We start from the raw sequence: 25,083 nt of genomic DNA on the forward strand, positions 1-25,083 counted from the left end.
GCGGGCGAAAAAAAATATACCTGCAGGCAGCCGTAAACGTTTAAATCAATAGGAATCCGCATAAAAAAAGCAGAACAAATTTTTTGCTCTGCTTTTTTAAATCTTGATTAAACGATTATTGTAAATATCCCTTCTACACGCGTGCCAGCATTCGATCCAAAGCCAATATGGCACCGTCCGAGACATCTTTGCCTACCTTGATTATATTCTGAGGTGTTTTCTCCATGATATTCTCCAATGACCAGAGTAAGTGGGGCAAATCGATTCTATTCATCGTCAGGCAGGGGCACATATACGGATTGAGAGAAATGATTTTCTTGTCGGGATGCTCCTTTATCAATCTCTTAACAAGGTTCATTTCTGTACCGATTGCCCACTGAGAGCCCCCCGGTGCATTCTTGATCGTTTCGATGATGAACTTCGTGCTTCCGTTCATATCCGATTTTTCAACAACTTCCCGCCGGCATTCCGGATGAACGATGATTTTCATGTCGGGGTGCGTATTCCGCACCTGTTCAATGTTTTTTTCGGTAAAATTCTCATGAACGGAGCAGTGCCCTTTCCAGAGGATCACTTTAATCCCGGCCATCTCACCTTCATGGATCAGACTATTTAGAGCCGGGTCCCAGACTGCCATCTCACTTTCTTGCACTCCGAGATCCGCCGCCGTGTTCCTTCCCAGGTGCTGATCGGGCAGGAACAAGATGCGTTCTTTCTCGCCAAGAGCCCATTTCACCATTTTATGCGCGTTTGACGATGTGACTGTAGCTCCGCCGTTCTTTCCGACGAAACTTTTGATGGCTGCAGTTGAATTGACATAAGTAAGCGGGATGATCGTATCCCCGAAATAATCCTGAAGCTTTGCCCATGCTCTTTCTGTCTGATGGATGTCGGCCATATCCGCCATTGAACACCCCGCCCTCATATCGGGGAGGATGACCTGCTGATGATCCCCGGTTAAAATATCGGCTGTTTCCGCCATAAAATGAACGCCGCAGAATACGATGAATTCCGCTTCAGAGTTTTGTGAAGAGATTTGAGCCAGCTGCAGGGAATCCCCCACTGCATCGGCAAATTGAATGACTTCATCCTTCTGATAATGGTGACCGGGAATGAACAGTCGTTCACCAAGCACCCTTTTGATTTCGCGCACTCTCATTTCCATTTCCTGCTCTGTAAGGCTTGTAATGTATTCAGGAAGTGTACCTGCTTCTGCCGTCAGTTCTTCAAGCAATCCCATCAACATTCAACCTCCTGCCTTAAAACTCTCGCGCTTATATCCAAAGACTTTACTGAATGAGTCAAATATCCGAGAGATATGTATCCGACCCCGGTGGAAGCATAATCGCTCAGATTTTCTTCCGTGATCCCGCCTGAAGCCTCCGTGATTACAGCGGCAGGTACACGCGGCAGCCACTCCCTGATCTGATGCGGGCTGCAGTTATCAAACATGATGATGTCAGCGCCGCTATCGACAGCCTCGATCAATCCCTCTTCACTTTCGATTTCCACTTCAATTTTCACTGTATGACCGCAGTGCTGTTTTGCTTTTTCCACTGCGGCAGCAATCGAGCCTGCGAATGAAATGTGGTTATCCTTCAACATGACGGCATCATACAGACCCATCCTGTGATTGAAGCCCCCTCCGGCCCGGACGGCATACTTCTCCAGCATCCTGAGTCCCGGTGTCGTTTTCCTTGTATCACAGATCCTGACTCCGCTTCCTTCCACTTTCCGGACCGCTTTTCTGACAGATGTCGCTATACCGCTCATTCGCTGGATGAGATTCAACACGACTCTCTCTCCCTGCAGAAGCGTCCTCATGCTGCCGCTTACCTTGGCGATCAGCTGTCCTTCTTTCACCTCATCGCCATCTTCGACATGAACCTCTGCAGATGCTGCGGGACTCAATAACCTAAAGACCGTTTCAATGACCGATCTGCCGCAAAAGACACCATCTTCTTTGACCATTAAGTAAAAACTGCCCTGATCGCTCTCCTCAAAAACACTCTCGGATGACAGATCACCGTCACCCAGATCTTCTTTCAAAAATTCTTCAAGCATAGATTTTAGTTTGATGTTGTTCATCCTGTACCACCTTCAACTGATGATTTTCCTTGCGTAAAAAAAGGGACCGCTTAAACCAATCTTCATTATTTTCAATGGGATAATCAGAACGGATATGCCCTCCCCTGCTTTCCGTCCTTAACAAGGCGGATTGGGTAATCAGCATGCTGACCACCCACATGAGATAAAGCTGGATTCCTTCTCTGGACATGTTGTCGAGTTCTTCCCCGAACGTGAATGCCTGAGCTTTCAGCCATTCTAAATGACGGGAAAGACCTTTCTGATCCCTTATAATCCCGGCATCCCTTGTCATCCGCTCTTTAAGTTCCTGCCGGGTAAAAGTGATGCCGGGACGATGATCTCCCTGCTCTGGAGCTTTAAAAATCGTCGACCATGTTTCTGGGTGTCGTGGAGCAGAGACCAGGTGCCATGCCAGCCTTTCTCCGAAGACAAGACCTTCGAGGAGCGAGTTCGACGCCAGACGGTTTGCCCCATGCAGACCGGTGCAGGCAGCCTCCCCGATTGCATAAAGACCCTCTATCGTTGTTTTTCCGTGTTCATCCGTCACAATCCCGCCCATTGTAAAATGACATCCGGGGGAGACGGGGATTTTACCTTGTGACAAGGAGATTCCATGGTGTTTACAGATCTTGGTAATCGATGGGAACTTCGATTCGAAATCTTTTATGGAAGTGATATCAAGAAACACCTTTCTCCCTTCCAATATTTCCTGGTTGATCCTTTCAGCCACGATATGCCGCGGGGCAAGCTCCATCTGCGGGTGGGCCCCTTCCATGATCCGCTCGCCGGCATCATTGATAAGAAAGGCCCCTTCACCCCTCACGGCTTCTGAAATGAGTCCGCCTGTTTTTCCGCCAAGCGACAGCAGTGTCGGATGAAACTGAATGAATTCCATGTCAGTCAGTTCCGCCCCGGCCAGAAAAGCCAGCGCCATCCCGTCCCCCGTTACTTCCGGTGCATTGCTGCTTACCGAATAAAGTGAGCCTGCTCCTCCGGTGGCCAGTACGACATGATGGGCGGCATAACTTGCTGTGGATCCGTCCTCTCTCTTTGTTTTGACCCCGCAGCAGCGGCCCCTGTCATTCATGATCAGTTCGTAAACCATTTCACCATGTACAAGCCTGACTTTTTCCGTCAGTGCAGCCAATAAATATTCAATGATATACTTACCCGTCTGATCGCCGCCGCTATGAAGGATCCTGGGATGACTGTGGGCCCCTTCCATTCCAAGGGCAAGCTCTCCTCCATTCCTTCTGTCAAACGGAGCGCCCTCATCAATCAAGTATTCTATTATTCTCTTCCCATCCCTGATGACGTTTTCCACTGTCTCCGGAGACTGTTGAAAGCAGCCTGCAGTCAATGTGTCCTTTACATGAAGATCAACCGTGTCCATTTTCCCCACCGGTGCCGCTACCCCGCCCTGTGCAAGATAGGAATTGCTGTCGGTCACGTGATTCTTTGTGATAATCATCACATTTAAATGGTCCTGAAGCCGGCGGGCAAGCTGCAGCGCCGCAATTCCGCTTCCCGCTATGATTACATCGTATTTGAGCATATGAAAATCCTCCTGTTTATTTACAGGTGTCTTGACACATATATTTACACATTATTAAACTATTTACAAGAGTTTTTTATTCATGATGAAAAGATCGCTGACTTTGGTTCTTTAAAGGAGAATGAGAAATGCTGTATTTCGATTATGCTTCAACGACTCCGGTCGATCCGGAAAGTTTACAGGTATATGTTAAGGTCAGCGAAGACTATTGGGGGAACCCGAGCAGCCTCCATGATGCAGGCGGAAAAGCCCAGCTGCTCCTGGAAAATTGCCGGAAGAGGCTGGGTGACCTTCTCGGTGTCCCGGCGGAAGGAATTTCATTCACATCAGGCGGTACAGAGGGAAATCACCTAGCCCTCCTCTCACTCGCTTTCAGTTATCAAAAAAAAGGGAAACATATCATTGTCAGCGGTGCCGAACACTCTTCCATCCATAGTGCTGCTTCCTTCTTGGACAAAGAGGGATTCAGAGTGACAAAGATTCCTTTTACCTCGGAGGGAATAATTGACCTCAAAGCACTGGAGGAAGCAATCACAGATGAAACAACCGTCCTTTCCGTTTGTCATGTAAATGGAGAAATAGGAACCATCCAGCCGCTCCTGGAAATAAAGAAAATGCTGAATGGCAAAGACATCTTATTCCACAGCGATATGGTGCAATCCTTCGGCAAGCTCGACCTGAAGGAAGCCGCTTCGATCGTGGACAGCTTGACGATCTCTTCCCATAAAATCTATGGGCCCAAAGGTGCCGGAGCTGTCTATTTTCATCCTGCATCCGATATCCGCCCCTTTTTGCCGCATCAGACCCACGAACACGGATTCAGAGGAGGCACTGTCAATCTTCCTGCAATTGCCGGGTTTGTATCTGCCGCAGTAAAGGCGGCTCCCTTTGAGGATTACCGCCGCATTACAGAGATGCGCAGTTTTTTCCTCAATAAGCTGGACAGGTCGATGGACGGGGATTACACCATCTACGGCGGACAGTCCGGCCATCAGCTCCCGCATGTAATCGGATTGGGCATCAACGGCGTGGAAGGTCAATGGCTCATGCTTGAGTGCAACCGGAAAGGCATCCATATTTCAACGGGAAGCGCCTGTCAGACAGGCAAACAGGGGATTCCCAAGACTCTTGCCGCCATGGGGATCGGGGCAAGGGCAGGTAAAGAGTTCATCCGTATTTCCTTTGGCCGCGGCACCACTCATGGCCAGATAGAAGAACTCGCTGCTGTCCTTTCAGAGATTCGACGCGAAGCTTACATTTCATAAAGCAGGTATGGTATGATTTCCTATATAAAAATAGTACGGAGGAGATAGCAGTGGCAGGTAAAAAGATTCATGGAGATGAGAGACGTCAAGTCATCCTCGACCACCTCATAACAAAACAGGCCCCGATCACAGGAGGTGAACTGGCCAAGACCGCCAATGTAAGCCGGCAGGTCATCGTCAGTGACATCACCCTTCTTAAAGCAAAAGGGGAGCCGATCATCGCAACGAGTCAAGGGTACCTCTACATGCCGAGCTCCAATCGCGACTCGATGATTGAGCGGATCGTTGCTTGTCAGCATCCCCCTGAAAGGGCCGAAGAGGAGTTATTCCTGCTGGTCGACCACGGTGTCACCGTGAAGGACGTAAAAATCGAGCACGGCGTATACGGTGACCTGACAGCCTCCATCATGGTGTCGAACCGGAAGGAAGTGGAGCAGTTCTTAACGAAGATCCAAGAGACACAGGCCGCTTACCTTTCTGAATTGACGGACGGCGTGCATCTGCACACCCTTATGGCTCAAGACGAGGCAACATTGAAGAAAGCCGAACATGCACTTGAGGAAGCAGGCTTTTTGATGAAGTCTTATAGTTGATATGAGCACCCGGCTGAAATTCGGCCGGGTGCTTTTTTGGAGTCTTGCAAACGGTATAGGGTATAACGATAGTCTGGAGTCTGTATCCGAGCATTTATCTGGGATTTCGAGCATAATCGGATCGCTTCCGAGCATATATTCAATTTTTCGAGCGTAAATAACGAAATTTCGAGCATAAAACTTTGCAGGCCACCCTGCGCACGTTCAAAATACCCTGCATACACCAGATAACAGAAAATCCAATCCTTGAATGAAAGGCATTCATGAAAAAGACAGCCACTTTTTTTAAAAAGAAGCTGCCTTTCCGTTTATTGATCAAGCATATAGGATGAATATGTCCCAATCATCTTGACCTCACATCCAAGGGCCTCCATCTCGCTGATCGCACCCGGAAGCAATACCTCGTCCATTCCGTGGGCTACGTCGATGAGGAAGAAATAATCCCCTAGCCCGGTTTTCAGCGGCCTCGACTCGATCTTGCTCAAATTGAGCTGTCTCCATGCAAAGGTGGACAGGACCTGATGAAGTGCACCCGACCGGTCTTTAGGAAGTGTCACCATCAGAGTCGTCTTGTCTTCGGATTTGTTTTGCTCGATCGCAAGCGGATGACTTTTTTTATGCAGCACAATGAAACGGGTGTGGTTATACGCAAAGTCATGGATATTCTCATGACTGATCGAGAGTCCATACTCTTTTGCTGCCAGTTCATTCCCGATGGCCGCATTCTTTTCCCCCGGGTGCTCACTGACATATTTGGCTGCCGCCGCAGTGGAGGTTGTCTGTTCGAGGGGAGTCCCCCGGTAAGCTTTGTGCAGGAATTTATGGCACTGGGCGAGTGCATGGGAATGAGACATGATCTTCTCTATTCTCCGTTCACCCCCGCTGTTCTCCGGGTGTACCATCAGATGCTGCTGGATCGGTGAAGTCAGCTCGGCCACGATGGATAAATCCGCTTCATGAAATAAATAATCGACCGTAATATGTACTGATCCCTCCAGGGCGTTCTCCAGCGGGACCACCGCATAATCAACTTCATCTTCAATGACTGCCTCGATGCAGTCCGGTATCGTCACGCATGGAACTTGATGTTCATCAGGGAATGCCTTCCTCACGGCCAGGTCCGTGAATGAAGCCTGAGGTCCTAGGTAAGCAATTTTCAATGGGTCTCTTCCTCTCGAGAAATTTATTGAACATTCTAACACGCGGATGATGGTTTTGTATATACATCTTTTTAAAAAGATAGTTGTATTAAACGCCGCTGTTGATTTCCGTGCAAGAGTTCGCTTTCCGCGGGTGACCCGTGAGCCTCCGGGAAGAAAAGTGGAAGGGCTTTGTTCAGAGGCGATTAATCGGACACGAAGGCGTTCTTTGCCTTCTTGGGCAAGTTGGCTTATGAAGATCAACCTCAAAAAAAGAAGTGTCAGGCCCCTGAGCCCAACACTTCTACTTTTTCGACAAATTCCAGTCGTCTTAACCCTGCCAATAGTTCTTCCAACCCGACGGTTAGGTCCGTTACGTTCAAGGAGAGCGTCACATTCGCTCTTCCCTGCAGCGGGATCGTCTGGTGTATGGTCAATATATTGCATCCATGCTTCGCCGTTTCACTGAGAAGATGCGATAATGTACCCGACCTGTCTTCAAGATGGAAAAAGAGGGTGATGATCCTCTCTTTTACCACCGTATGGAAAGGGAAGACGGTGTCGCGGTATTTATAAAATGCACTCCTGCTCAGATCGACACGGTTGACGGCTTCCCAAACTGATTCAGCCTTCCCTCGTTCGATCAGTTCTTTGGCATCGAGCGTTTTTTTCATCGCTTCCGGCAGGACATCTTCACGGACCAGATAAAATTTACCGTCCTGAAATTTTTTTCCCAATGATTACTCCCCCAATATGACCAGGCTTAATCAACGAATTCAAATTCATATTTCAATAATCGGATCGTGTCGCCGTTTTCGGCACCGCGCTCGCGGAGTGCATCATCCACACCGTAAGAACGGAGCTGTCTTGCGAAACGTCTGACAGAATCCTCGCGGGAGAAGTCCGTCATCTTGAATAGACGTTCGATCTTCGCTCCGCTGACAACAAATGTACCATCAGGAGCACGCGTGATTTCGAAATCCCTCTGGTCTTCTTCATGCCTGTAAACGACACGATGAACCCCTGTTTCCACTTCTTCCTGGATAGGGAATTCTTCTGCCGTCTCAAGCTTGTCTGCAACAGCAAACAACAGCTCCTTCAATCCTTGCTGGGTAAATGCTGAAATCGGGAAGACCGGATAATCATCCTGGAGTTTTTCCTTGAAGATTTTCAGGTTTTCTTCCGCTTCCGGCATATCCATCTTGTTCGCCACGATGATCTGCGGGCGTTCTGTAAGGCGGAGATTATACTGCTTCAACTCTTCGTTGATCGTCAGATAATCTTCGTAAGGGTCGCGCCCCTCCATTCCGCTCATATCGATCACATGTACGATGACGCGGGTCCTTTCGATGTGGCGGAGGAATTGGTGGCCGAGCCCCACTCCTTCATGTGCCCCTTCGATCAGCCCAGGCAGGTCCGCCATGACAAAGCTTCTTCCGTCTGCTGTTTCGACCATTCCAAGGTTCGGGACGATCGTCGTGAAGTGATAGGAAGCAATCTTCGGTTTCGCTGCAGATACGACGGATAACAATGTGGATTTCCCGACACTCGGAAAACCGACAAGACCGACATCGGCAAGCAGTTTCAATTCCATGATGATATAGCGTTCCTGACCCGGTTCACCTTTTTCGGAAAGCTCAGGTGCAGGGTTTGCTGGAGTAGCAAAACGCGAGTTGCCGCGTCCTCCGCGTCCGCCTCTTGTAATGACCGCACGCTGTCCGTGCTGTGTTAAGTCAGCAATCGTTTCGCCGGTATCATCGTCTTTCACAACCGTACCAGGCGGCACCTTGACGACCATATCCTCGGCATTCCTTCCATGCTGGTTCTTGCTCATGCCGTGTTCCCCGCGCGGCGCCTTGAAATGACGCTGATAACGGAAATCCATCAGCGTTCTGAGACCTTCGTCCACTTCAAACACGACATCTGCCCCATGACCGCCGTCCCCGCCTGCAGGGCCGCCTTTCGGTACATATTTTTCGCGGCGGAAGGCAACCATTCCGTTACCGCCGTCTCCGCCTTTTGTATAGATCTTGACCTGATCGACAAACATACTTTCACTCCTAACTTATCCATCCTTCAGCTGATATCATGGTGAACATGCTATTCAACAGGAAAATGAATCACAAACGCTTCTTTTTGAAACAGTTCTATTTCTATATTTTTTCCGCTTAGCTTGAATTTCTCAATCCATTCTTCCAAAACATCCGTTTCTTCTAGTATACCTGTGAAATCAAATATAAAACGGGGATGTTCCTCAGAAAGATTGATGATCAAAGAAAGCTGGTTTTCAGCACTGGGCTTCACACCGGATTCAAGAAGTTCCATCAATTCTTTGCAAATGAGAACGAGCTTTTGGTCATCCAGCGTGCCTGCATACCCTGCAGCCCCCACTTCGAACTCCAGTTTCACCAGATGTGTGGACCAGTTATATGTTAAAATCCATTCTGCCAATAATGGAAGTTTTAGATTCGATAGTTTCGATTCGTTCTGCGCTGTAATCACCATGGTGTCTATGACTTGCTTCGCACGCTCGATCCTGTTCAATTCAAGATTGCCTTTGATCAATTGCAAATCGTTCATCCAATCATGACGAGCATGTCTAAGTGCGTCCAGAATATCCCTATTTTCGCTCATATAATAACTCCTATACTTTAAGTGCTACTAGTTAGTATATCAAACATGAGCCTTGTGCGTATATTGTTTATGAAAAAAGTGTCGAAAGGACGGGAGCATCATGTTGATTGGGTGAATGACAGGATAGATGATGCGTGGCTGACAGTGATGATTTGAGCTGGATGGCGTTTGGGAATATGCGGGTTGTGGTTGAAGATAAATCGTCTGAGTTGAAAATAAACCTTCTGGACTTGAAAACAAACCCTCTGGCCTTAAAAATAAACCGATGAAAGTTGAAAATAAATGGTCCGATTAAGGACAAAACCGATGATGTTAGCAGTAAAACTGACAATATCCGAGAAAAAACAGCTCGAGCCGCTATCCATGAACCCCCGTTATGAATGAATCATCAGTGCCGGGACCGTTATATTATCAAAAATGGGTCATTTATTATCAAAAAATCGATTATATTATCAAAAACCAAGGTTTTATTATCAAAAATCCAATTATATTATCAAATCCGTTATTCGACACCCAAATCGGTTATGACCGTTCAACCACCAAACCGGCTCAACCGATACCATCCACTACGCGTATCCCACAAACTCTTCTTCAAAAAATAAAACTCTAACCGAAAGTCGGTTAGAGTTTTCGTTAAAGATATGCGATTAAGCTTCATTCGCAACAGGGTATACGCTCACTTTTTTCTTGTCACGTCCCATGCGTTCGAAACGAACAACACCGTCTGTTTTAGCAAAAAGTGTATCGTCACCACCACGGCCAACGTTCAATCCTGGATAGATCTTTGTACCGCGTTGACGGTAAAGGATAGATCCGCCTGTAACCATTTGACCGTCTGCACGCTTAGCGCCAAGACGCTTAGCAATAGAGTCACGTCCGTTTTTAGTCGAACCTACTCCTTTTTTAGACGCGAAAAACTGAAGGTCTAATCTTAACATCTGTTCCACCTCCTACTTTTTGAAGGTTATTTTAATGAAATCACGATAGTCTCTTTCAATTGTCTGCAGGCTGATTACCATACCATTCAGCAGGAGCTGGACCTTCGAATCCGTTTCTTCAGGCAAGCCGTCTGGAAAGACGCAGCTGAAATATCCCCCATCGGCGGATTGCTCGATATCGGGTTCTATTCCGGTCAATGACATGATGGCATTGACGCTTCCGAATGAAACAGCAGAGGCACCGGCACATACGATATCCTGCCCATGTTCGGCAAAATCTGCATGACCGTCCATTGAGAAAGAACGAATCCTTCCGCCGGACTTCTCAACGTAAACGTTAATCATTCAATCACGCCTTACGCGTTGATTTCGTCAATTACAACTTTTGTGTAAGGTTGACGGTGACCTTGCTTACGACGGTAGTTCTTCTTAGCTTTGTATTTGAATACTACAAGCTTTTTCGCGCGGCCTTGTTTTTCAACTTTCGCTGTTACAGTAGCTCCATCCACTAATGGACTTCCTACTTTCACATCGTCGCCTCCAACGAAAAGAACCTTGTCGAATGTAACCGTATCACCTTCACCTGCGTTTAGCTTTTCGATGTAGATTGCTTGACCAGCTTCTACACGGATTTGCTTACCACCTGTTTCGATAATTGCGTACATAATCGCACCTCCTTAATAAACTCAGACTCGCCAATCACAGGTGCTGGATCACTCCACACTTTAAGACCTGTTCTGAGCGGTTGTAGCACGGGTGCTACAATCAATAACATTAGAATCCTATCACATTTCGTCAGGGGGTGTCAATATAATTCCCGAAATTCATATGATCTTCGCAATATGATAATGCGGATGTGAATGGGTGATCGTGTGAAGATCCAGTTTCAGCTTCAATACTTTTTCCAGCCTTTTCCGATGGCGCTGATCACTGCCGGCAAAAACACGCAGCACATCTTCCGTCCCTTCAATGGATATTTCCGATGCATCCGCCCCCTGATATTCCCACAGATCCCTCTCGAGCTGAAAGGCTTTGCTTTCAGGGCTTACGATCCGGCCGGTCCCGCTGCAGACAGGACATGGAACCGTCAAATAGTCGTTCAGGGACGGACGGGTCCTCTTTCTTGTCAATTCCAGGACACCGAGTTCGGTGAATCCCAATACGGTAGTGCGCTGGGAATCCCCTTCAAGGGCTTCCTTGAATGCGGATATGACTTCCTCCTGGTGACCCTTCTTTTTCATATCGATGAAATCAATCAGGATGATGCCGCTGATATTGCGGAGTACAAGCTGCTTCGCCATCTCGGCAGCAGCAAGTGTATTTGTTTTCAGCACGGTTTGTTCAAGGTCATCCTTGCCTGTGAATTTGCCTGAATTGACATCGACAACGGTAAGGGCTTCGGTCGATTCAATCAGCAGGAACGCCCCGTTATCAAGCCAGACCACTTTTTTGAGGGCGTTCTTCCAGACAGAGGCTACACCGTAATGCTGAAAGATATTTTCCCTCTGCTGATAGTGTCCGACCGACCATTTCTCTTTAAAATTGGCCTCCGTCCAGTTTCTGATCTGTTCAAAGCAGCCAAAATCATCCACATACACGTGCCCGCCTTCCCCTTTATCCAATTGGTTGAAGAGATCCTTATAGAAGGCATCCTCTTTTAGGAGCAGGGAAGGGGCCTTCCCTCTCCGGCTCAACCGCTCAAAAGCTTCAAACTGAAGGCGCAGTGCATCGAGTTCTTCCATCAGTACTTCCCTATCCGCACCACATGCCTTTGTACGGAATACGACTCCTTCTTCTTCCTTCTTCCACTCATTGCCGAGCCGTTTCAATTCCCGTCTGTCCTTGTCTTCCAACTTTTTTGATACGGCGATATAATGACCCTCCGGCATATAGACAAGATGCTCTCCCTTGAGCTCGATGACGGCGGTTAGTTTCGGTCCCTTTGTGCCGGCGGCATCCTTCGTTACCTGTACGATGATTTTCTGGCCTTCATGCACACATTTCGAGATCGGCACAACCGCCGTCCCGCTGTTATATGCCGCAACGTTTTGCGGGAAGTCCTTCTCATGGAGATATCCGTTCTTATTCTGCCCGATATCCACGAATGCAGCTCCGAGTCCCTTTTGCACCTTGACGACTTTTCCGTAATAGATATTCCCGGCCAGCGTTTCTTCCTGAGGCTGATACGTATACAGTCCGCCTACCTTTTGATCCCTACGCAGAACCCATCGTTTTTCCCTGCCTTTTCCATGCACAATGATTTCTTCCAACAGAGGCTCCCTCTTTTCTATGTAAAACAAGTCATTTTTAAAAAAGAAAAGGATTGACTTGGCGTCAAACCTTTGTGTAATATCCACTATTCACTTTAAACAGTCTGCGTGCATTCGTCAATAAAGGTAGAGAAGATCCTTCGTTTTGGCATGGGTCATCTTTTCGGCAAAGAATGCATGAAGCAGTTCATATTCATCAAGCTTTCCGACTTCCGTTCCCTTGTCCAGAACGACAAGCGGATGCTTCACACCCCGTTGAAACCGTTCCACTACCGTTAAAAGAGTATCTTCCCCTTCAATCGGCAGGGGGCGCAGATCAGCGAACTGATGGCTGTTCCCGTAATATCGCTCGAGCAGGAACTTCATGAAGTTATACCTTCTCTGCTTCCAGTCCATCCACAAGGAAAAATACAGGAATGAGAGCACGATCCACAGATTTAAATGAAGCGGCGCAATCACCAGTATGGATAAATGAAACAAGATCAGGAGCGCAAAGGAACTAATCAGCGTCATTTCGTATGCTTTCAAATAATTAAATTTCAGGGAAAGCAATAAGGAAATCAGCTTTCCGCCGTCCAGTGGCCAGATCGGCAGTAAATTAAAAAGAAGCACCATAAGATTCAATTGAAAGAACAGGATGAAAAGATCCCAGCTGATGAAGCTTCCTTTCATCAATAACCATCCAGCACCCACAAGCCAGACATGCTGAAGAGGGCCTGCCGCAATCACCCAGAACTCCTCGTGAAGGGAACGGTTTCCGTGCTCATCCATCTCAGCCACTCCGCCGAAAGGGAGGAGCGCGATCCGCTTCACCCTCCAGGAAAAATAGTGAGCTGTCACCCCGTGACCAAGCTCATGAATGGTGATGATCAAAAGAAGCATGATCAGCTCAAGAAAATGAGCCGTCGCTATGCCGATCGCCATCACAAGCCAGAGCAGCGGGTGAATATAAAGTTTCTTTACTGCCGAAGTTATATTAGTCAAATGATATCACCTGTATCGGGTCGATGAATTCATCACCCATTTTGATGGCAAAATAAAATTCCCCGGAGACATCGCTTTCGCCGCTCGTTGAGACTTTCCCGACTGCGGCGCCTTTATCCACATATTCATATTGATTGACATCAATCGATTCAAGATGGCCGTACCATGATTCGGACTTATCTTTATGCTGGATGACGACGGTATTCCCCAGCTCATCCTTTTTTCCTGCAAAAATGATCAAGCCCCCCTTCATCGCGGCTACATCCTCGCCAAATTCTGTTTCCAGCATGATCCCCTGGCCATTCGTCTTAAAATTCTCAACGACTTTCCCTGCCACGGGACGTGCATATTCCTCTGTGCTCACTTCTTCAGAAGATGCGTTCTTTTCCTCCGTGCCGCCGGGCAGCAATGCCAGCGGTTTACCGAACTGCTCTTCATACCATGAGGAAATGGCGGCGAACTGGAACTCGGTTTCCAGCGTGCGATTGACTACAGTCTTCGCTTCATCAAAAACAGGAGAAGGGCTCTTAAACATGATTGCCGTGATCAGCACCATGATGCCTGCGCCGAGGATTTTCATCATGAATGTCTCTTTTTTGAATAATGGATGAAACCCTTCCGGCGGCGGCCCCCCTTCAAAGCTCGAATATCGCTCTGCCCCATATCGTTCCTCATCACTCGGCAGAAAATAAGAGCTGTTTGAATATCCCCGTTGAGTCGTTGTTTTATTCGTCGTCCTCTTTCGTTTCGCTATCCGCTTTCTGATTTCATCCGCTCGATTCCCCATGAACACCATTCCTTTTTATAAGGTATTAACCGGCCCCGCGCAAAACGAGCCTGTACTAATCTCATGCTACAATGTATGACTTGTCCGAAGGGAATATTCGTGAAATAAGACAAAACAGCGGGGGAATTTGGATCGGGACTGAAGAGTGGTGCCTGGCTCAGATTGTCCGGTTTGAGCCAGGCTCGGAACCGGGGTATTGAGCCTGGCTCAAATCAGGGCGTTTGTGCCTGGCTCAAACCATGCCGTTTGTGCCAGGCACAACAGCATCCCGCTGCAGGAAAAATAAAAAAACCCGTCAGTGTCCATTTGGACACTGACGGATTTGGAAAGTCTATTTATCTATTAAGCTTTAACACCGAATAGTCTCTTGATTTTAGAGAACATTCCCGGTTTGCTGTCTTCAAGCGATTGAAGAGGGACGGATTCCCCGAGGATGCGCCTCGCGATATTCCGGTAGGCAATCGACGCTTTGCTTGTGGAATCGAGCGCAATCGGTTCACCCTTATTGGATGATTTGATGACATTATCGTCATCCGCTACAATCCCCAGAAGATCGATGGATAAGTGCGCAGTGATTTCGTCTACGTCCAGTGCTTCACCGTTTTTCATCATATGGCTGCGGATGCGGTTGATGATCAATTTAGGTGGTTCGATTTCCTCTTTTTCAAGAAGCCCGATGATCCGGTCGGCATCACGTACTGCTGAAATCTCAGGGGTTGTGACCACGATGGCACGATCTGCGCCCGCCACTGCATTTTTGTAGCCCTGTTCGATCCCCGCCGGGCAGTCGATGATGATATAGTCATAATCCTGTTTCAGGTCCGTCACCAGTTTTTTCATCTGATCGGGATTCACCGCCGATTTATCGCTGGTCTGTGCGGCAGGGAGAAGGAATAATTTATCCTCGAACCGTTTATCCTTCACAAGCGCCTGGTGGATTTTGCAGCGGCCTTCCACGACATCGACAAGATCGTAGATGATCCTGTTCTCAAGCCCCATGACAACATCCAGGTTCCTGAGACCGATATCCGTATCGATCAGGCAGACTTTCTTGCCTTGTAGAGCTAATGCTGTACCAACATTGGCAGAAGTGGTGGTCTTGCCCACTCCACCTTTACCTGAAGTAACAACTATGGCTTCACCCACATTAGCTTCCTCCTTTAAAACTCGTAATATTTGGTCTGAGATGCTTCAGTACCTGCAGGCGGTCGACGATGATCTGACCCTGCTCATCGATATAGGCACATTCCATATCATGCTGGTCTTCGTCTAGCGGCCGGTCAGGTGCGCGATTCAGGCATTCAGCGATGCGCAGCTGGGAGGGAAGCATTTTGGAAGCGACGATGACCGCTTCCGTGTTCCCGTTGCAGCCTGCATGGGCAATGCCTTTCAAAGCACCCATTATGTAGATGTTCCCTCCCGCAAGGATCCTTCCGCCCGGGTTGACATCGCCGACGATCAGCATGTCCCCCGGTGTTTCGATCACCTGCCCGGAGCGGATGACACCCGTTATGGTTTCTATGTTTCGTTCGTTCATTAATTTTTCTGCTTCATTTTTTGTGACGACATTACTCCATACTTCATTCACTACCAGATTACGTTTCTGTCTGACGATTTCCTTCAGCTCTTCCACTTGATCTTCTGTCAGATAGCGGTTGCCCGTTTGTATATTAACCGTGAGCAGCGGGGTTCCTTCCGTTTCACGATAATGTGCCGACAGCTTTTCGTCCAACTCTTTCTTCAGTTCATCGAACGAGCATTGATCATTGAGATGAAGGGTCAGTCCTTCCTTGGTACCCTTGATCATTACATTTGGTTTCTTTTTCATGGCGCGATTTTTCACCTCAGTCGTCTATGAATTCGACATTAGCTTATTTATTTCCTTTTTTCATAGGACAATTTTCGCGATTTTTATACGAAAATATAACATTACTTTCCATCATCAATCTTCAAGCAGCTGCTTCTGCTTCCGCTGCATGAACACTTTGAGTGGATAGGCAAAGATGATATAAAAGACGGCATTCAGTGCCAATGTAGGCCACAGGCGCAAGTCGGCAAATTGAATGAGCGTCATATCCGTGTGCTTGATGATGACATTGATCTGATAGACCAAAAACTCAAGGACAGAAAGGTTCACCAGCACAATCACCGCGAATACAAACAGATTATTGTGCAGCACCTTCATCATCGCATGCGTCAGGAAAACAACAAATGGAAAGAACACAAGGTAAATCCCATTGATTTCAGTATAGAAGATATCAAACAGGAACCCAAAGATGAATCCGTATAAGAGGGCCGTTTTATATTGAAAGAAACCGCATATAAAAAGAATGAAGATGATCAGGAAATGAGGGACCAGGATACGCTGATCGAATAATTCCGCGCTTGGAAAAAGGAGGACAAACAGACTCTCACTGTAGAAAATCAGCAGAGTCACCAAAGGAAGGATGAGCCGGTTGATCATTGCTCTTCCTCCCCGGTTTCCTCTTCAGCCTGTGAATCAGAAACGCCCTTCATCTCGCGGTCGATCACCATCACGTGTTCCAAGTGGTAAAAGTCGGCTGCCGGTTTGACATAAGCAGTCTGAGTCAGGCCGTATTGATCCGGCTTGACCTCTTTTACTTCACCTACAACCAGACCTTTTGGAAATACTCCTCCGAGCCCTGAGGTGATGACTTTCGAACCTTTCTCCACTTTCAGGTCGTTCGGTATTCTCTTGACCAATATCTCTTTTTTATCGCTGTCGTAGCCTTCAATCCAGCCGTTGATATCCTGTTTACCCTGAATGACGGTCGAAATGCGGTTCTTCGTATTGTTCGTGGAGATGAGCTCCACGGTCGAAGAAAATTCATTCACGCTTTTGACTTTACCGATCAAGCCAGCTGCAGAAATGACAGCCATATCGGATTTGATCCCATTGACTTCACCCTTGTCGATCGTGATCAATTCCTGCCAATGGTCAGGGTTTCTCGCAATGACCGTGGCCTGGATCGTGTCATAACTTCGAAGGTCTTCTTTTTTCTTAAGGACATCTCTCAGTTCTTCATTATCCTGTTTAAGGTCCCTTACCTGCGTTTCGAGCTTCACAAGTTCATCAAGGCGGGATTTCAGTTTTTCATTTTCCGTGTATGTATTTTGGAGATCTTTCACGTTATCAATGATATCGCCTGTGTAATTTACTGGCTTTGAAACTATTGATTGTCCGAATCCTACCATATCTTTCACAAACTGCTCCGGCCAGCTGATGCTGTCTCTTTCCCGCAGTGAAAATCCGATCAAGGCTACGAGAACGATAATACTGACGAGCAGAATGATCAATCGTTTATTCAGGAAGAATTGTGGCATGCTGTACACCTCAACCTTTATTCATTCTTGGCCTGTTAAAAACCGCTGTTGATTTCCGTGCAAGACTCCGCTTTCCGCGGGCGGCCGGTGAGCCTCCTCGTCGCTAAAGCTCCTGCGGGTTAGAAAAGCGGAGGGGCTTTGTTCAGAGGCTTGTGGCATAAGGTAAATCGGCCACGAAGGCGCTTTCTGCCTTCTTGGTCGGTTTACCTTATGCCGTGTGCCTCTAAGCCCCGCAGCTGGACAAGTCTCACCTGTCTCGCTTTTCCCGCAGGAGTCTGCGCCTTGCACTCCAATCAACAGCTAGATACAGTTTAAAAACTGTATGCTTTAACATAGCCTAATTCTATTAAATACTATATCAAAATCTTTTCGATATTGATATCATTCCAAATTATTTACTATTTCGACATTCAGGAAGCGAAAAAAGATGGGGACGCCCTAATGTACTTTAAGGAACAGTCCCCACTTCATTAACATAAATTATTTACCGCGGTTTTTGAATAAGTGAATGTGATCGAGTGCTTTTCCGGTACCGATGGCCACACAGTCGAGCGGTTCTTCGGCGATAAGGACTGGCATCTTTGTTTCCTCACTGATGACCTTGTCCATATTGCGGAGCAGCGCCCCTCCCCCGGTAAGGACGATTCCGCGGTCCATGATATCGGCTGCCAGTTCAGGAGGTGTCTTCTCCAGGGTGGTCTTGACGGCATCGACAATCGCATAAACTGTATCGTGAAGTGCAGATGCAATTTCAGCAGCTGTCACTTCAATCGTTTTCGGAAGCCCTGTCAAAAGGTCGCGTCCGCGGATTTCCATTGATTCAATGCCCTCGGAATCCCCGGCTGAACCTACTTCCATCTTGATCGTTTCCGCCGTGCGGTCACCAATCATCAAGTTATACGTTTTACGGATATAGTTGATGATGCTGTCATCCATTTCATCACCGGCCACACGGATGGACTGGCTTGTCACGATCCCGCCGAGCGAGATGATCGCCACCTCCGTCGTTCCGCCCCCGATATCGACGACCATGCTCCCAGTAGGTTCCCAGACTGGAAGATTGGCTCCAATGGCAGCGGCAAACGGCTCTTCGATGGTATAGGCATCCCTTGCACCGGCCTGTCTGGTCGCATCCATGACGGCACGCTCTTCCACACTTGTGATTCCTGAAGGGACACATACCATTACATAAGGCTTTCTGGAAAAAACGCTTTTACTCATTGTCGCCTGCTTTATGTAATATTTCATCATGGTGGCAGTCGTTTCGTAATCAGCAATGACCCCGTCTTTCATCGGGCGCAGCGCCACGACATTCCCCGGTGTCCTTCCGATCATATTTTTAGCGTCGTTCCCGACCGCGACGATCTGTTTATTATCCGTTTGGAGTGCAACAACGGAAGGCTCGCGTACGACGATTCCTTTTCCTTTTACGTACACTAGAGTATTGGCAGTACCTAAATCGATTCCTAAATCTTTCGTTCCAAACATTACTGGTATCTCCCTTTCTGATACAAATTGACTGGTCTCTATTTAACTAAGGAGAGTTGTCCAAACTCTTCTTCCCCGAATTTTTTACAATAGTTGATACTTCATGACATAACGAAAAGACTCGTCCTTTAGGGGACGACTCTTTTTTAATGAGCTACGCTTGGAATCAGCATATTGTCAGTAAAAATCATAAAGATAATTATATCGTAACCATTAAAAAAATCCTAGTGTCATAAATACCCTTTTTCTTTTAAACTGATAAATTTTTTCTCGCCGATGATCAGGTGATCGAGTATGTCGATTCCGATGATGCGCCCGCATTCTACCAATCTCTTCGTCACCTCGATATCTTCCCTGCTCGGGGTGGGGTCGCCTGATGGATGATTATGCACACAGATGATCGACGCAGCCGAGCGGCGGAACGCTTCCTTGAACACCTCCCGCGGGTGGACGATCGAAGCATTCAGGCTGCCGATGAATATGGTCTGTTTGTGGAGAACTTGATTTTTAGTGTTGAGGTAAAGGCAAACGAAGTGTTCCTGGGCTAAGAACCGCATATCATTCATTACATAGTTGGCTCCATCTTCCGGGGACCGTATGCTGTACCGGTCATCGAAAGCAAGGTTGCCGATCCTTCTCCCGAGCTCGACTGCCGCCATGATCTGAACCGCTTTGGCAAGTCCGATGCCTTTCGTTTTGGTTATTTCTTCAAGGGACGCATCTTTTAATAGATTCAAACCGTCGAAGCTTGTCAGCAGCCTGTTTGAAAGCTGCAGGACAGATTCTGATTTCGTACCCGTACGGAGAAGGATCGCAAGTAATTCCTGATTTGACAGGCTGGCTGCCCCGCTTTGGATAAGGCGTTCCCTCGGCCGTTCATCCTGGGGGAAATCGCGGATCATCAAATTGTTCGGTTTTTCCAATGTTTTTTCCATAGGTCCTCCTTTGCCGGTCAGAGGAGCCTTTCTTATTGAAGATATCCCATTTCGCGGAGAGCTCTGTAGACTTTGGAAATCGGCAGGCCGACCACCGCGTAATAGTCCCCTTTTATTTCTTTGACGAGCTTTGCACCAAGACCTTGGATTCCGTAGGCTCCCGCTTTGTCAAATGGTTCTTCGGATGCGATATATTCTTCGATCTCTGCAGGTGTAAGCTCCCAAAACGCAACATCTGTTTTTTCATAAAATAGAGATTGTTCTTCACCTTTCAAGATTGCTACACCCGTATAGACCGAGTGTATTTTGCCGGACAGCATGTTCAGCATGCTTCTGGCTTCTTCGTCCGTTTGTGGTTTGCCAAGGATGGCATCACCCAATGCAACTACTGTGTCCGATCCCAAAACGTAGGAATCACTGTGTTTCATTGCTATGACCTTTGCCTTTCTAAGTGCGAGTTCCGTGACTACTTCATGGGGTTTCAAATGTGGTTCAACGGTTTCATCAACGTCGCTGCTGATGGTGGTGAAGGAAAGTTGAAGCTGCTGAAGAAGATCTTTTCGGCGGGGAGATTGTGAAGCAAGTATGAGGTTGGACATTTCCTGTCAGTCCTTTCGGCGTATAGAATGAGAGATACAAAGTAATAGTACCAAATTCTGCCTCCTTAAACAAGCAGAAGGCGACAAGCATCGGTAAGCTTGTCGCCTCAGTGGTTATTTCCCGGAAAATAGTCGTAATACAGAAGTTATTGTAAACTGCTGTAAGATTCAAGGTAGCCCAGCAGGTCTCCCTGGACCTTTTCGGCATCCTCTTTCGTTTTCATGGTGACGGTCTGTTTGGCAGCATTTTGAATTGATTCTTTCATTTTGACAATCGGCTCCTGTGTTACTTCGATTGCTTCTATCTCTTTCAGCACGGGCTCAATGGATCCTGCCGCCGACTCATTCCCCTTCCCGCTCACTACTCCATTACTGCTTTCTTCAGCAAGGATGGCATAGAGGCCGTTCGCTTTCTCCAGAAATGCTTTTTCGTTATTGCTTGCCTTGATTTCCTTTGCACCAAGCTGAAAGTCCTTGGCGTATACGTCTACTCCGTCACCTTTCAGGTCTTCGCCTAGAAGCTTCGCTGTCTCGACATCGGCGGAAACGCCCAAAAGGAGGAACCACTGTCCGTCTTTTTCAACGGACGCACTGGAAATCCCTTTGGATGTCAAGGTGTCCTGCATCGCAGCGAGTGATTCTTTCGTCGAAAAGACCCCTCCCTGCAGGATAGCCGTAGACAGTTCCTTCAGCTTAACGGAACCGGCCGATTCGTTTCCTTCCGTCATACCTGCCGAGGTTTCGTCCTGCAAGGTGGCAGCGGGAGCCGCTTCCCCGTCAGTATTCGTGATGACCTTCAACGTACCGAATCCCAGTACGGCACCGACAACAACCGCACCGATAATGGACATGATCAGATTGATAGAATCTTGGAATGGATTTTTGAATGATTTCTTATTCTTTTTTTTCTTGCCGCTCACATAATTGATTTTTTTGTATTCCTTTGGCGGTTGAGGAGTTTCATCCGCCAGGTTCCAGTCAAAGCCCGTATCCTCAAGTTTTTCTTCGCCTGCCGCCGCTTCGGCATTCCCCAGCTTCCAGTCGTGGACGCGGATGTCCTCTTCATACTCCGTTTTTTCGCCATTTATTTTGATGGAGATTTTTTTCTTGCCGTCAGGTTTGTCCACCATCGCCACCCTCCCCTTATCTATTTTTTTCCATGCTATCACATCGCATAAAAAAAAGAACAAGACTTTTGTCGTCTTGCCCTAAGAGGTTTTCGTCAAATTTTTTAATAGTTTGGTATTTTCATCGCCGCTTTTGATTTCCGTGCAAGACTACGCTTTCCGCGGGTGTCCCGTGAGCCTCCTCGGCTTCGCCTCCGGGGTCTCACGTTAGCCACTTCTCCCGCAGGAGTCTACGTCTTGCACTCCAATCAAAAGCTGGAACCGACTAGAATCCGCGAATACCTATACCACTATAAAACTACTCCTCGTCCTCTTCCTCCTCTGGAAATTGAGGAAAAGGGTTCTTTTTTAGCGATGGTGGAGGGCTTTGGATTTTCGGGAGCCCGTCTTTTAGGTCTTCTAGTCCTGGGATGTAGAAGGCTGATGCTGTTAGTTCGAAGGAGAGAGTCTCTTCACTGTAGCCTTCCATGTTTTCTTTTAGCTCCTGCCCGCCCTGGAAGTAGATTCCATTGATTTCGACGATCCGTTCTAGATTTTCGATTTCTTCGAGGAACGCTTCCATCTCGAAGTAACCCGGTGATTCTATCGTCATGGTCATCTGCACCCTTTTTAATAGAGAAGGCAGTTGATCTCCGGTCTCGGGTGCAGCAGCTGATTCTTCGCCTTCTGCTGTGGCAAGGGCCCCGTCCGTTTTTTCAAAGTTGATGGACTGGATGGTGCTTCCCGAAATCATTTCTGCTTTTTCCAGATCCAAGATGATTCCTTCCGTTGATGGTTCGACAGGGATTTTCTGCTGAAGTGAGGAGGAATCCAGTGTTTCGTTATCCTCGATGCTGTCCACTTTCGCCTCTACCGCTTGCTGCAGTTTCACTTGGATCCCTAGCTCTTCTTTTTTGTATTGCAGTCTTTTCTCTGCAGGCTGCAGGACAAAATAGTTCACTCCGGCTAGAATGAGCATTCCGATGACTGCCGCACTTATCAAAATCGACCACTGCTTTTTTGTAAGATTTATATTCATTCTTCTTCCTCCCCTTGGGAAAGAAGTTCTTCCAGCTTGCCCTGGTCAATATGAATTTCATATGCAGCCAGATATCTCGGGAGGATGTTTTCGTCTTCTGACTCTCCGGCTTCCACCGTTGTGATTTCGATAATGTCCGCTTCCTCGATCCATTCAACGGTCTTCAGGCGGGAAAGATAGAAGGCCGCTTCCCTTGAGGAATCAAACTGTACGATTGTGTTGAAGACCGTTCTGTCTGCGTACTCGAATTCACTGAAAAATCCTCTGTCGGGCAGAAGTGAGATCAGTTCGTTCAAAAGAGGTACGGTCTTCACAGGATAGTCGATCATTTCCTGTACCGCTTTGTTAAGCTGATTGACGCTGCCCGATGATTCCGCACCGAGGACTTTCGTCTGCTGAACCTCGATGATCTTTTTGGTTGTATCGATCTCCGCTTCCGTCCTTTTCGTTTCAGTGAGTGTACTTTTCCAAGTCAGCAGCATAAATAATGCAATGAGCACGACAAGCCCTGCCGTACCGGCGACACTGTATGTAAAAGCTTTCTGTTTCTTTTCCTTTTGAGGCAATAAGTTGATATCAATAAGTTTCACTGAGCTGCACCTCTTTTAAAGCAAGACCGAACGCGATGGCATATCCCGCCTGGATCTTTTCATCATTGAATGTCGTGACATTCCTCAAGGAAAGCAATTCGACAGGGATTGATATCCGTTCCTGCAATTGCTGACGGAGTTCGATCAGCCGGGGATGGTCACCGCTGACTATCGTTTTACTTACGGATTGTTCGCCTTTATTCAGAGAGTAACGGTAGAAATTCATCACTTTCTCGATTTCATTCAAGGTATCTCCTAATAAGTCGACAGGAAGGGATTCCACCACTTCATCATCTTTCTCGGGGCCTTCCAATGGAATCGGTCTTGTGAAAATGGGTTCATGTTTATGGAAAATGGAAATCGTCAGCAGCTGTTCATCCATATGAAGCAGCATGGTATGTTCATTCGGTGATGCCTCTTTTTCATGAAGCACCGCACGGTACAAAGCCAGGGGTGCAATATCTGCTGCAACCGGTTTAAGCTTCACTTCCTCAAGCAGACGCTTATAACCGTCGACGATTTCTTCCTGAGATGCTACGAGTAGAACTTCTTGTTTTTCATGGTCGGATTCCAGCAGGGAATAATCAAATACCGGATCTTCAAACGGCAGGTGGATGCTTGATCCTATTTCAAGGAAAAGATAGCCTTCCACTTCGTCTTCCCTGATATCTGAAGGGATTGATACTTTTCTAAGGATGACAAAAGGATCCGGCACCACATATCGGACCGGTTTCCGTTTGATTTTCCATTCATCGATGCATTCTTCCAGAATGAATAGGAGTGTTTCCTCATCGACGATCCTTCCCCCTTTGATTACACCATCGGGAAGCCTGCGTTCAGCCATTGAAGACACCAGCAGCGGGGAAGTCTGTTTCAACTCGAGATATCGGATGCAATGATCGGTGAATACTATATTTGCTGTTTTTTGAGAACTAGAGAGAAACGATAGAAAATCCATGAACCGGATCCTTTCTTTGCACTAATTAATAGAATAGCGACACATAACCAGAGATGATGTTGTCACCATATAAATATGCCAATATTGTCCCTGCAGCGATGAAGGGGCCGAATGGGATCGGCTTTCCTTTTTCAATCAGCTTGAATGCCAGGGCCGTGAGTCCAATGACCGCCCCAAGGAATGTCGCAATCATGAACGAAAGTAGCGTGATCTTAACTCCGACTGCAAGACCGATGACGCCGTAGAGCTTGATATCCCCGCCGCCCATTCCTCCCCTGCTGATGATCGCGATCAAGAGAAGTAGTCCGAAACCGAGTGCCCCTCCCGCAAGGCTGTCCCACCATGGTGAAAGGGGGATGAAGATGCGTTCGATGATGATCAGAGGAAGGAAGAACAATAGGACTTTATCGGGGATGACCAAGTATTTAAGGTCAGAGACCGTGATGATGATCAGCATGGAGATAAGGGTCCATGCAGCCAATAGTTCCATCTGCATACCGATTTGCAGGTAAGCCAGTACAAAAAGCCCAGCGTTCAATGCCTCCATAAATGGATATAAAGGAGAAATGCGCCCTTTACAGCGGCGGCATTTCCCCTTTTGGATGAGATATGAAAAAACCGGGATGAGCTCAAACGCCGCCAGTTGATGACGGCAGTATGGACAGCTCGACCTTGGTTTTACGATTGATTTCTTAAGCGGCACCCTCAGGCCTACTACGTTATAGAAGGAGCCTAGGAGGAGTGCGTAGAGGGTGATGATTAGGGTCATT

The 25,083-nt window shown here is 47.5% G+C and carries 27 protein-coding genes and 1 other annotated feature; of the genes, 2 read left to right on the plus strand and 25 right to left on the minus strand.

The window, feature by feature from the left end:
- Positions 1-133: 133 nt before the first annotated feature.
- From nadA to nadB, 3 genes are read right to left on the minus strand one after another with little or no spacing between them, the layout of a single operon-like run.
- Positions 134-1,240, minus strand: coding sequence for a quinolinate synthase NadA (nadA, locus tag AS034_RS06270; RefSeq protein WP_058297878.1), 1,107 nt, complete (start codon positions 1,238-1,240; stop codon positions 134-136).
- Positions 1,240-2,088 (minus strand): carboxylating nicotinate-nucleotide diphosphorylase, encoded by an 849-nt coding sequence (gene nadC, locus AS034_RS06275; RefSeq protein WP_058297879.1) that lies wholly within the window; start codon positions 2,086-2,088, stop codon positions 1,240-1,242. The genes nadA and nadC overlap by 1 nt, the downstream gene beginning before the upstream one ends.
- Complete coding sequence (gene nadB / locus AS034_RS06280) at positions 2,057-3,643, minus strand: L-aspartate oxidase (RefSeq protein WP_058297880.1); 1,587 nt, start codon at positions 3,641-3,643, stop codon at positions 2,057-2,059. The genes nadC and nadB overlap by 32 nt, the downstream gene beginning before the upstream one ends.
- 128 nt (positions 3,644-3,771) lie before the next feature.
- Between nadB and AS034_RS06285 the strand changes: the two genes are divergently transcribed.
- Both AS034_RS06285 and AS034_RS06290 read left to right on the plus strand, forming a co-directional pair.
- A complete protein-coding gene (locus AS034_RS06285) occupies positions 3,772-4,908 on the plus strand; it encodes an IscS subfamily cysteine desulfurase (RefSeq protein WP_058297881.1) in 1,137 nt (378 codons plus the stop codon).
- A 50-nt stretch (positions 4,909-4,958) separates the two neighbouring features.
- Positions 4,959-5,501, plus strand: coding sequence for a transcription repressor NadR (locus AS034_RS06290; RefSeq protein WP_058297882.1), 543 nt, complete (start codon positions 4,959-4,961; stop codon positions 5,499-5,501).
- A 308-nt stretch (positions 5,502-5,809) separates the two neighbouring features.
- Here AS034_RS06290 and pheA read toward each other — a convergent pair whose 3' ends face one another.
- From pheA to AS034_RS06400, 22 genes are all read right to left on the minus strand, one after another.
- Positions 5,810-6,661, minus strand: a complete 852-nt coding sequence (gene pheA / locus AS034_RS06295) for a prephenate dehydratase (protein WP_058297883.1) — start codon at positions 6,659-6,661, stop codon at positions 5,810-5,812.
- Positions 6,662-6,921: 260 nt separating this feature from the next.
- On the minus strand, positions 6,922-7,377 hold the full coding sequence (locus AS034_RS06300; protein WP_058297884.1) for an ACT domain-containing protein: 456 nt from the start codon (positions 7,375-7,377) through the stop codon (positions 6,922-6,924).
- Positions 7,378-7,403: 26 nt separating this feature from the next.
- Positions 7,404-8,690 (minus strand): GTPase ObgE, encoded by a 1,287-nt coding sequence (gene obgE / locus AS034_RS06305; RefSeq protein ID WP_058297885.1) that lies wholly within the window; start codon positions 8,688-8,690, stop codon positions 7,404-7,406.
- 50 nt (positions 8,691-8,740) lie between these two features.
- The gene (locus AS034_RS06310) at positions 8,741-9,274 is read right to left on the minus strand and encodes a Spo0B C-terminal domain-containing protein (protein WP_058297886.1); all 534 of its coding nucleotides are present in this window, start codon (positions 9,272-9,274) and stop codon (positions 8,741-8,743) included.
- Positions 9,275-9,921: 647 nt separating this feature from the next.
- Positions 9,922-10,212 carry a 50S ribosomal protein L27 gene (gene rpmA / locus AS034_RS06315; RefSeq protein ID WP_032087495.1) on the minus strand — a complete coding sequence of 97 codons (291 nt, stop codon included), beginning with the start codon at positions 10,210-10,212 and terminating at the stop codon, positions 9,922-9,924.
- Between the two features lie 12 nt (positions 10,213-10,224).
- Positions 10,225-10,557: a ribosomal-processing cysteine protease Prp gene (locus AS034_RS06320; RefSeq protein WP_032087494.1), complete on the minus strand. Its 333-nt coding sequence runs from the start codon at positions 10,555-10,557 to the stop codon at positions 10,225-10,227.
- A gap of 11 nt (positions 10,558-10,568) precedes the next feature.
- Positions 10,569-10,877, minus strand: a complete 309-nt coding sequence (rplU, locus tag AS034_RS06325; protein WP_032087493.1) for a 50S ribosomal protein L21 — start codon at positions 10,875-10,877, stop codon at positions 10,569-10,571.
- Positions 10,878-10,890: 13 nt separating this feature from the next.
- Positions 10,891-10,969: a sequence feature (ribosomal protein L21 leader region), on the minus strand.
- A 67-nt stretch (positions 10,970-11,036) separates the two neighbouring features.
- Positions 11,037-12,482, minus strand: a complete 1,446-nt coding sequence (locus AS034_RS06330) for an Rne/Rng family ribonuclease (RefSeq protein WP_162266021.1) — start codon at positions 12,480-12,482, stop codon at positions 11,037-11,039.
- A 117-nt stretch (positions 12,483-12,599) separates the two neighbouring features.
- On the minus strand, positions 12,600-13,466 hold the full coding sequence (locus AS034_RS06335; protein ID WP_141687667.1) for a M50 family metallopeptidase: 867 nt from the start codon (positions 13,464-13,466) through the stop codon (positions 12,600-12,602).
- Complete coding sequence (locus AS034_RS06340; protein ID WP_032087491.1) at positions 13,459-14,253, minus strand: M23 family metallopeptidase; 795 nt, start codon at positions 14,251-14,253, stop codon at positions 13,459-13,461. The genes AS034_RS06335 and AS034_RS06340 overlap by 8 nt, the downstream gene beginning before the upstream one ends.
- Positions 14,254-14,595: 342 nt before the next feature.
- Complete coding sequence (minD, locus tag AS034_RS06345) at positions 14,596-15,399, minus strand: septum site-determining protein MinD (protein WP_058297887.1); 804 nt, start codon at positions 15,397-15,399, stop codon at positions 14,596-14,598.
- Position 15,400: 1 nt separating this feature from the next.
- Complete coding sequence (minC, locus tag AS034_RS06350; RefSeq protein WP_032087489.1) at positions 15,401-16,081, minus strand: septum site-determining protein MinC; 681 nt, start codon at positions 16,079-16,081, stop codon at positions 15,401-15,403.
- Positions 16,082-16,195: 114 nt separating this feature from the next.
- Positions 16,196-16,717 carry a rod shape-determining protein MreD gene (gene mreD / locus AS034_RS06355; protein WP_058297888.1) on the minus strand — a complete coding sequence of 174 codons (522 nt, stop codon included), beginning with the start codon at positions 16,715-16,717 and terminating at the stop codon, positions 16,196-16,198.
- Positions 16,714-17,598: a rod shape-determining protein MreC gene (gene mreC, locus AS034_RS06360; RefSeq protein ID WP_058297889.1), complete on the minus strand. Its 885-nt coding sequence runs from the start codon at positions 17,596-17,598 to the stop codon at positions 16,714-16,716. Before mreC ends, mreD begins: the two co-directional genes overlap by 4 nt.
- A gap of 480 nt (positions 17,599-18,078) precedes the next feature.
- Positions 18,079-19,086 (minus strand): rod shape-determining protein, encoded by a 1,008-nt coding sequence (locus AS034_RS06365; RefSeq protein ID WP_032087487.1) that lies wholly within the window; start codon positions 19,084-19,086, stop codon positions 18,079-18,081.
- Positions 19,087-19,316: 230 nt separating this feature from the next.
- Positions 19,317-20,021, minus strand: coding sequence for a RadC family protein (gene radC, locus AS034_RS06370; RefSeq protein WP_032087486.1), 705 nt, complete (start codon positions 20,019-20,021; stop codon positions 19,317-19,319).
- Between the two features lie 32 nt (positions 20,022-20,053).
- Positions 20,054-20,620 (minus strand): Maf family protein, encoded by a 567-nt coding sequence (locus AS034_RS06375; protein WP_032087485.1) that lies wholly within the window; start codon positions 20,618-20,620, stop codon positions 20,054-20,056.
- A 146-nt stretch (positions 20,621-20,766) separates the two neighbouring features.
- Positions 20,767-21,750: a hypothetical protein gene (locus AS034_RS06380; protein ID WP_058297890.1), complete on the minus strand. Its 984-nt coding sequence runs from the start codon at positions 21,748-21,750 to the stop codon at positions 20,767-20,769.
- Positions 21,751-22,045: 295 nt separating this feature from the next.
- Positions 22,046-22,765 (minus strand): hypothetical protein, encoded by a 720-nt coding sequence (locus tag AS034_RS06385; RefSeq protein ID WP_058297891.1) that lies wholly within the window; start codon positions 22,763-22,765, stop codon positions 22,046-22,048.
- Positions 22,762-23,355 carry a PilN domain-containing protein gene (locus tag AS034_RS06390; RefSeq protein WP_058297892.1) on the minus strand — a complete coding sequence of 198 codons (594 nt, stop codon included), beginning with the start codon at positions 23,353-23,355 and terminating at the stop codon, positions 22,762-22,764. The genes AS034_RS06385 and AS034_RS06390 overlap by 4 nt, the downstream gene beginning before the upstream one ends.
- Positions 23,342-24,313, minus strand: a complete 972-nt coding sequence (gene pilM, locus AS034_RS06395) for a type IV pilus biogenesis protein PilM (RefSeq protein ID WP_064564401.1) — start codon at positions 24,311-24,313, stop codon at positions 23,342-23,344. Before pilM ends, AS034_RS06390 begins: the two co-directional genes overlap by 14 nt.
- Positions 24,314-24,338: 25 nt before the next feature.
- Positions 24,339-25,082, minus strand: coding sequence for a prepilin peptidase (locus AS034_RS06400; protein WP_141687668.1), 744 nt, complete (start codon positions 25,080-25,082; stop codon positions 24,339-24,341).
- Between the last annotated feature and the right edge of the window lies 1 nt (position 25,083).

Source organism: [Bacillus] enclensis (assembly GCF_001456935.1).
Classification (GTDB): Bacteria; Bacillota; Bacilli; order Bacillales; family Bacillaceae_B; genus Rossellomorea; species Rossellomorea enclensis.

Bases quoted from the DNA above. Each gene is read 5' to 3' on its own strand.
- nadA (WP_058297878.1), bottom strand. From the start codon at position 1,240: ATGGGATTGCTTGAAGAACTGACGGCAGAAGCAGGTACACTTCCTGAA.
- nadC (WP_058297879.1), bottom strand. From the start codon at position 2,088: ATGAACAACATCAAACTAAAATCTATGCTTGAAGAATTTTTGAAAGAA.
- nadB (WP_058297880.1), bottom strand. From the start codon at position 3,643: ATGCTCAAATACGATGTAATCATAGCGGGAAGCGGAATTGCGGCGCTG.
- AS034_RS06285 (WP_058297881.1), top strand. From the start codon at position 3,772: ATGCTGTATTTCGATTATGCTTCAACGACTCCGGTCGATCCGGAAAGT.
- obgE (WP_058297885.1), bottom strand. From the start codon at position 8,690: ATGTTTGTCGATCAGGTCAAGATCTATACAAAAGGCGGAGACGGCGGT.
- AS034_RS06310 (WP_058297886.1), bottom strand. From the start codon at position 9,274: ATGAGCGAAAATAGGGATATTCTGGACGCACTTAGACATGCTCGTCAT.
- rpmA (WP_032087495.1), bottom strand. From the start codon at position 10,212: ATGTTAAGATTAGACCTTCAGTTTTTCGCGTCTAAAAAAGGAGTAGGT.
- AS034_RS06320 (WP_032087494.1), bottom strand. From the start codon at position 10,557: ATGATTAACGTTTACGTTGAGAAGTCCGGCGGAAGGATTCGTTCTTTC.
- rplU (WP_032087493.1), bottom strand. From the start codon at position 10,877: ATGTACGCAATTATCGAAACAGGTGGTAAGCAAATCCGTGTAGAAGCT.
- AS034_RS06340 (WP_032087491.1), bottom strand. From the start codon at position 14,253: ATGGGGAATCGAGCGGATGAAATCAGAAAGCGGATAGCGAAACGAAAG.
- minC (WP_032087489.1), bottom strand. From the start codon at position 16,081: ATGAAAAAGAAACCAAATGTAATGATCAAGGGTACCAAGGAAGGACTG.
- mreD (WP_058297888.1), bottom strand. From the start codon at position 16,717: ATGATCAACCGGCTCATCCTTCCTTTGGTGACTCTGCTGATTTTCTAC.
- mreC (WP_058297889.1), bottom strand. From the start codon at position 17,598: ATGCCACAATTCTTCCTGAATAAACGATTGATCATTCTGCTCGTCAGT.
- AS034_RS06365 (WP_032087487.1), bottom strand. From the start codon at position 19,086: ATGTTTGGAACGAAAGATTTAGGAATCGATTTAGGTACTGCCAATACT.
- radC (WP_032087486.1), bottom strand. From the start codon at position 20,021: ATGGAAAAAACATTGGAAAAACCGAACAATTTGATGATCCGCGATTTC.
- AS034_RS06375 (WP_032087485.1), bottom strand. From the start codon at position 20,620: ATGTCCAACCTCATACTTGCTTCACAATCTCCCCGCCGAAAAGATCTT.
- AS034_RS06380 (WP_058297890.1), bottom strand. From the start codon at position 21,750: ATGGTGGACAAACCTGACGGCAAGAAAAAAATCTCCATCAAAATAAAT.
- AS034_RS06385 (WP_058297891.1), bottom strand. From the start codon at position 22,765: ATGAATATAAATCTTACAAAAAAGCAGTGGTCGATTTTGATAAGTGCG.
- pilM (WP_064564401.1), bottom strand. From the start codon at position 24,313: ATGGATTTTCTATCGTTTCTCTCTAGTTCTCAAAAAACAGCAAATATA.
- AS034_RS06400 (WP_141687668.1), bottom strand. From the start codon at position 25,082: ATGACCCTAATCATCACCCTCTACGCACTCCTCCTAGGCTCCTTCTAT.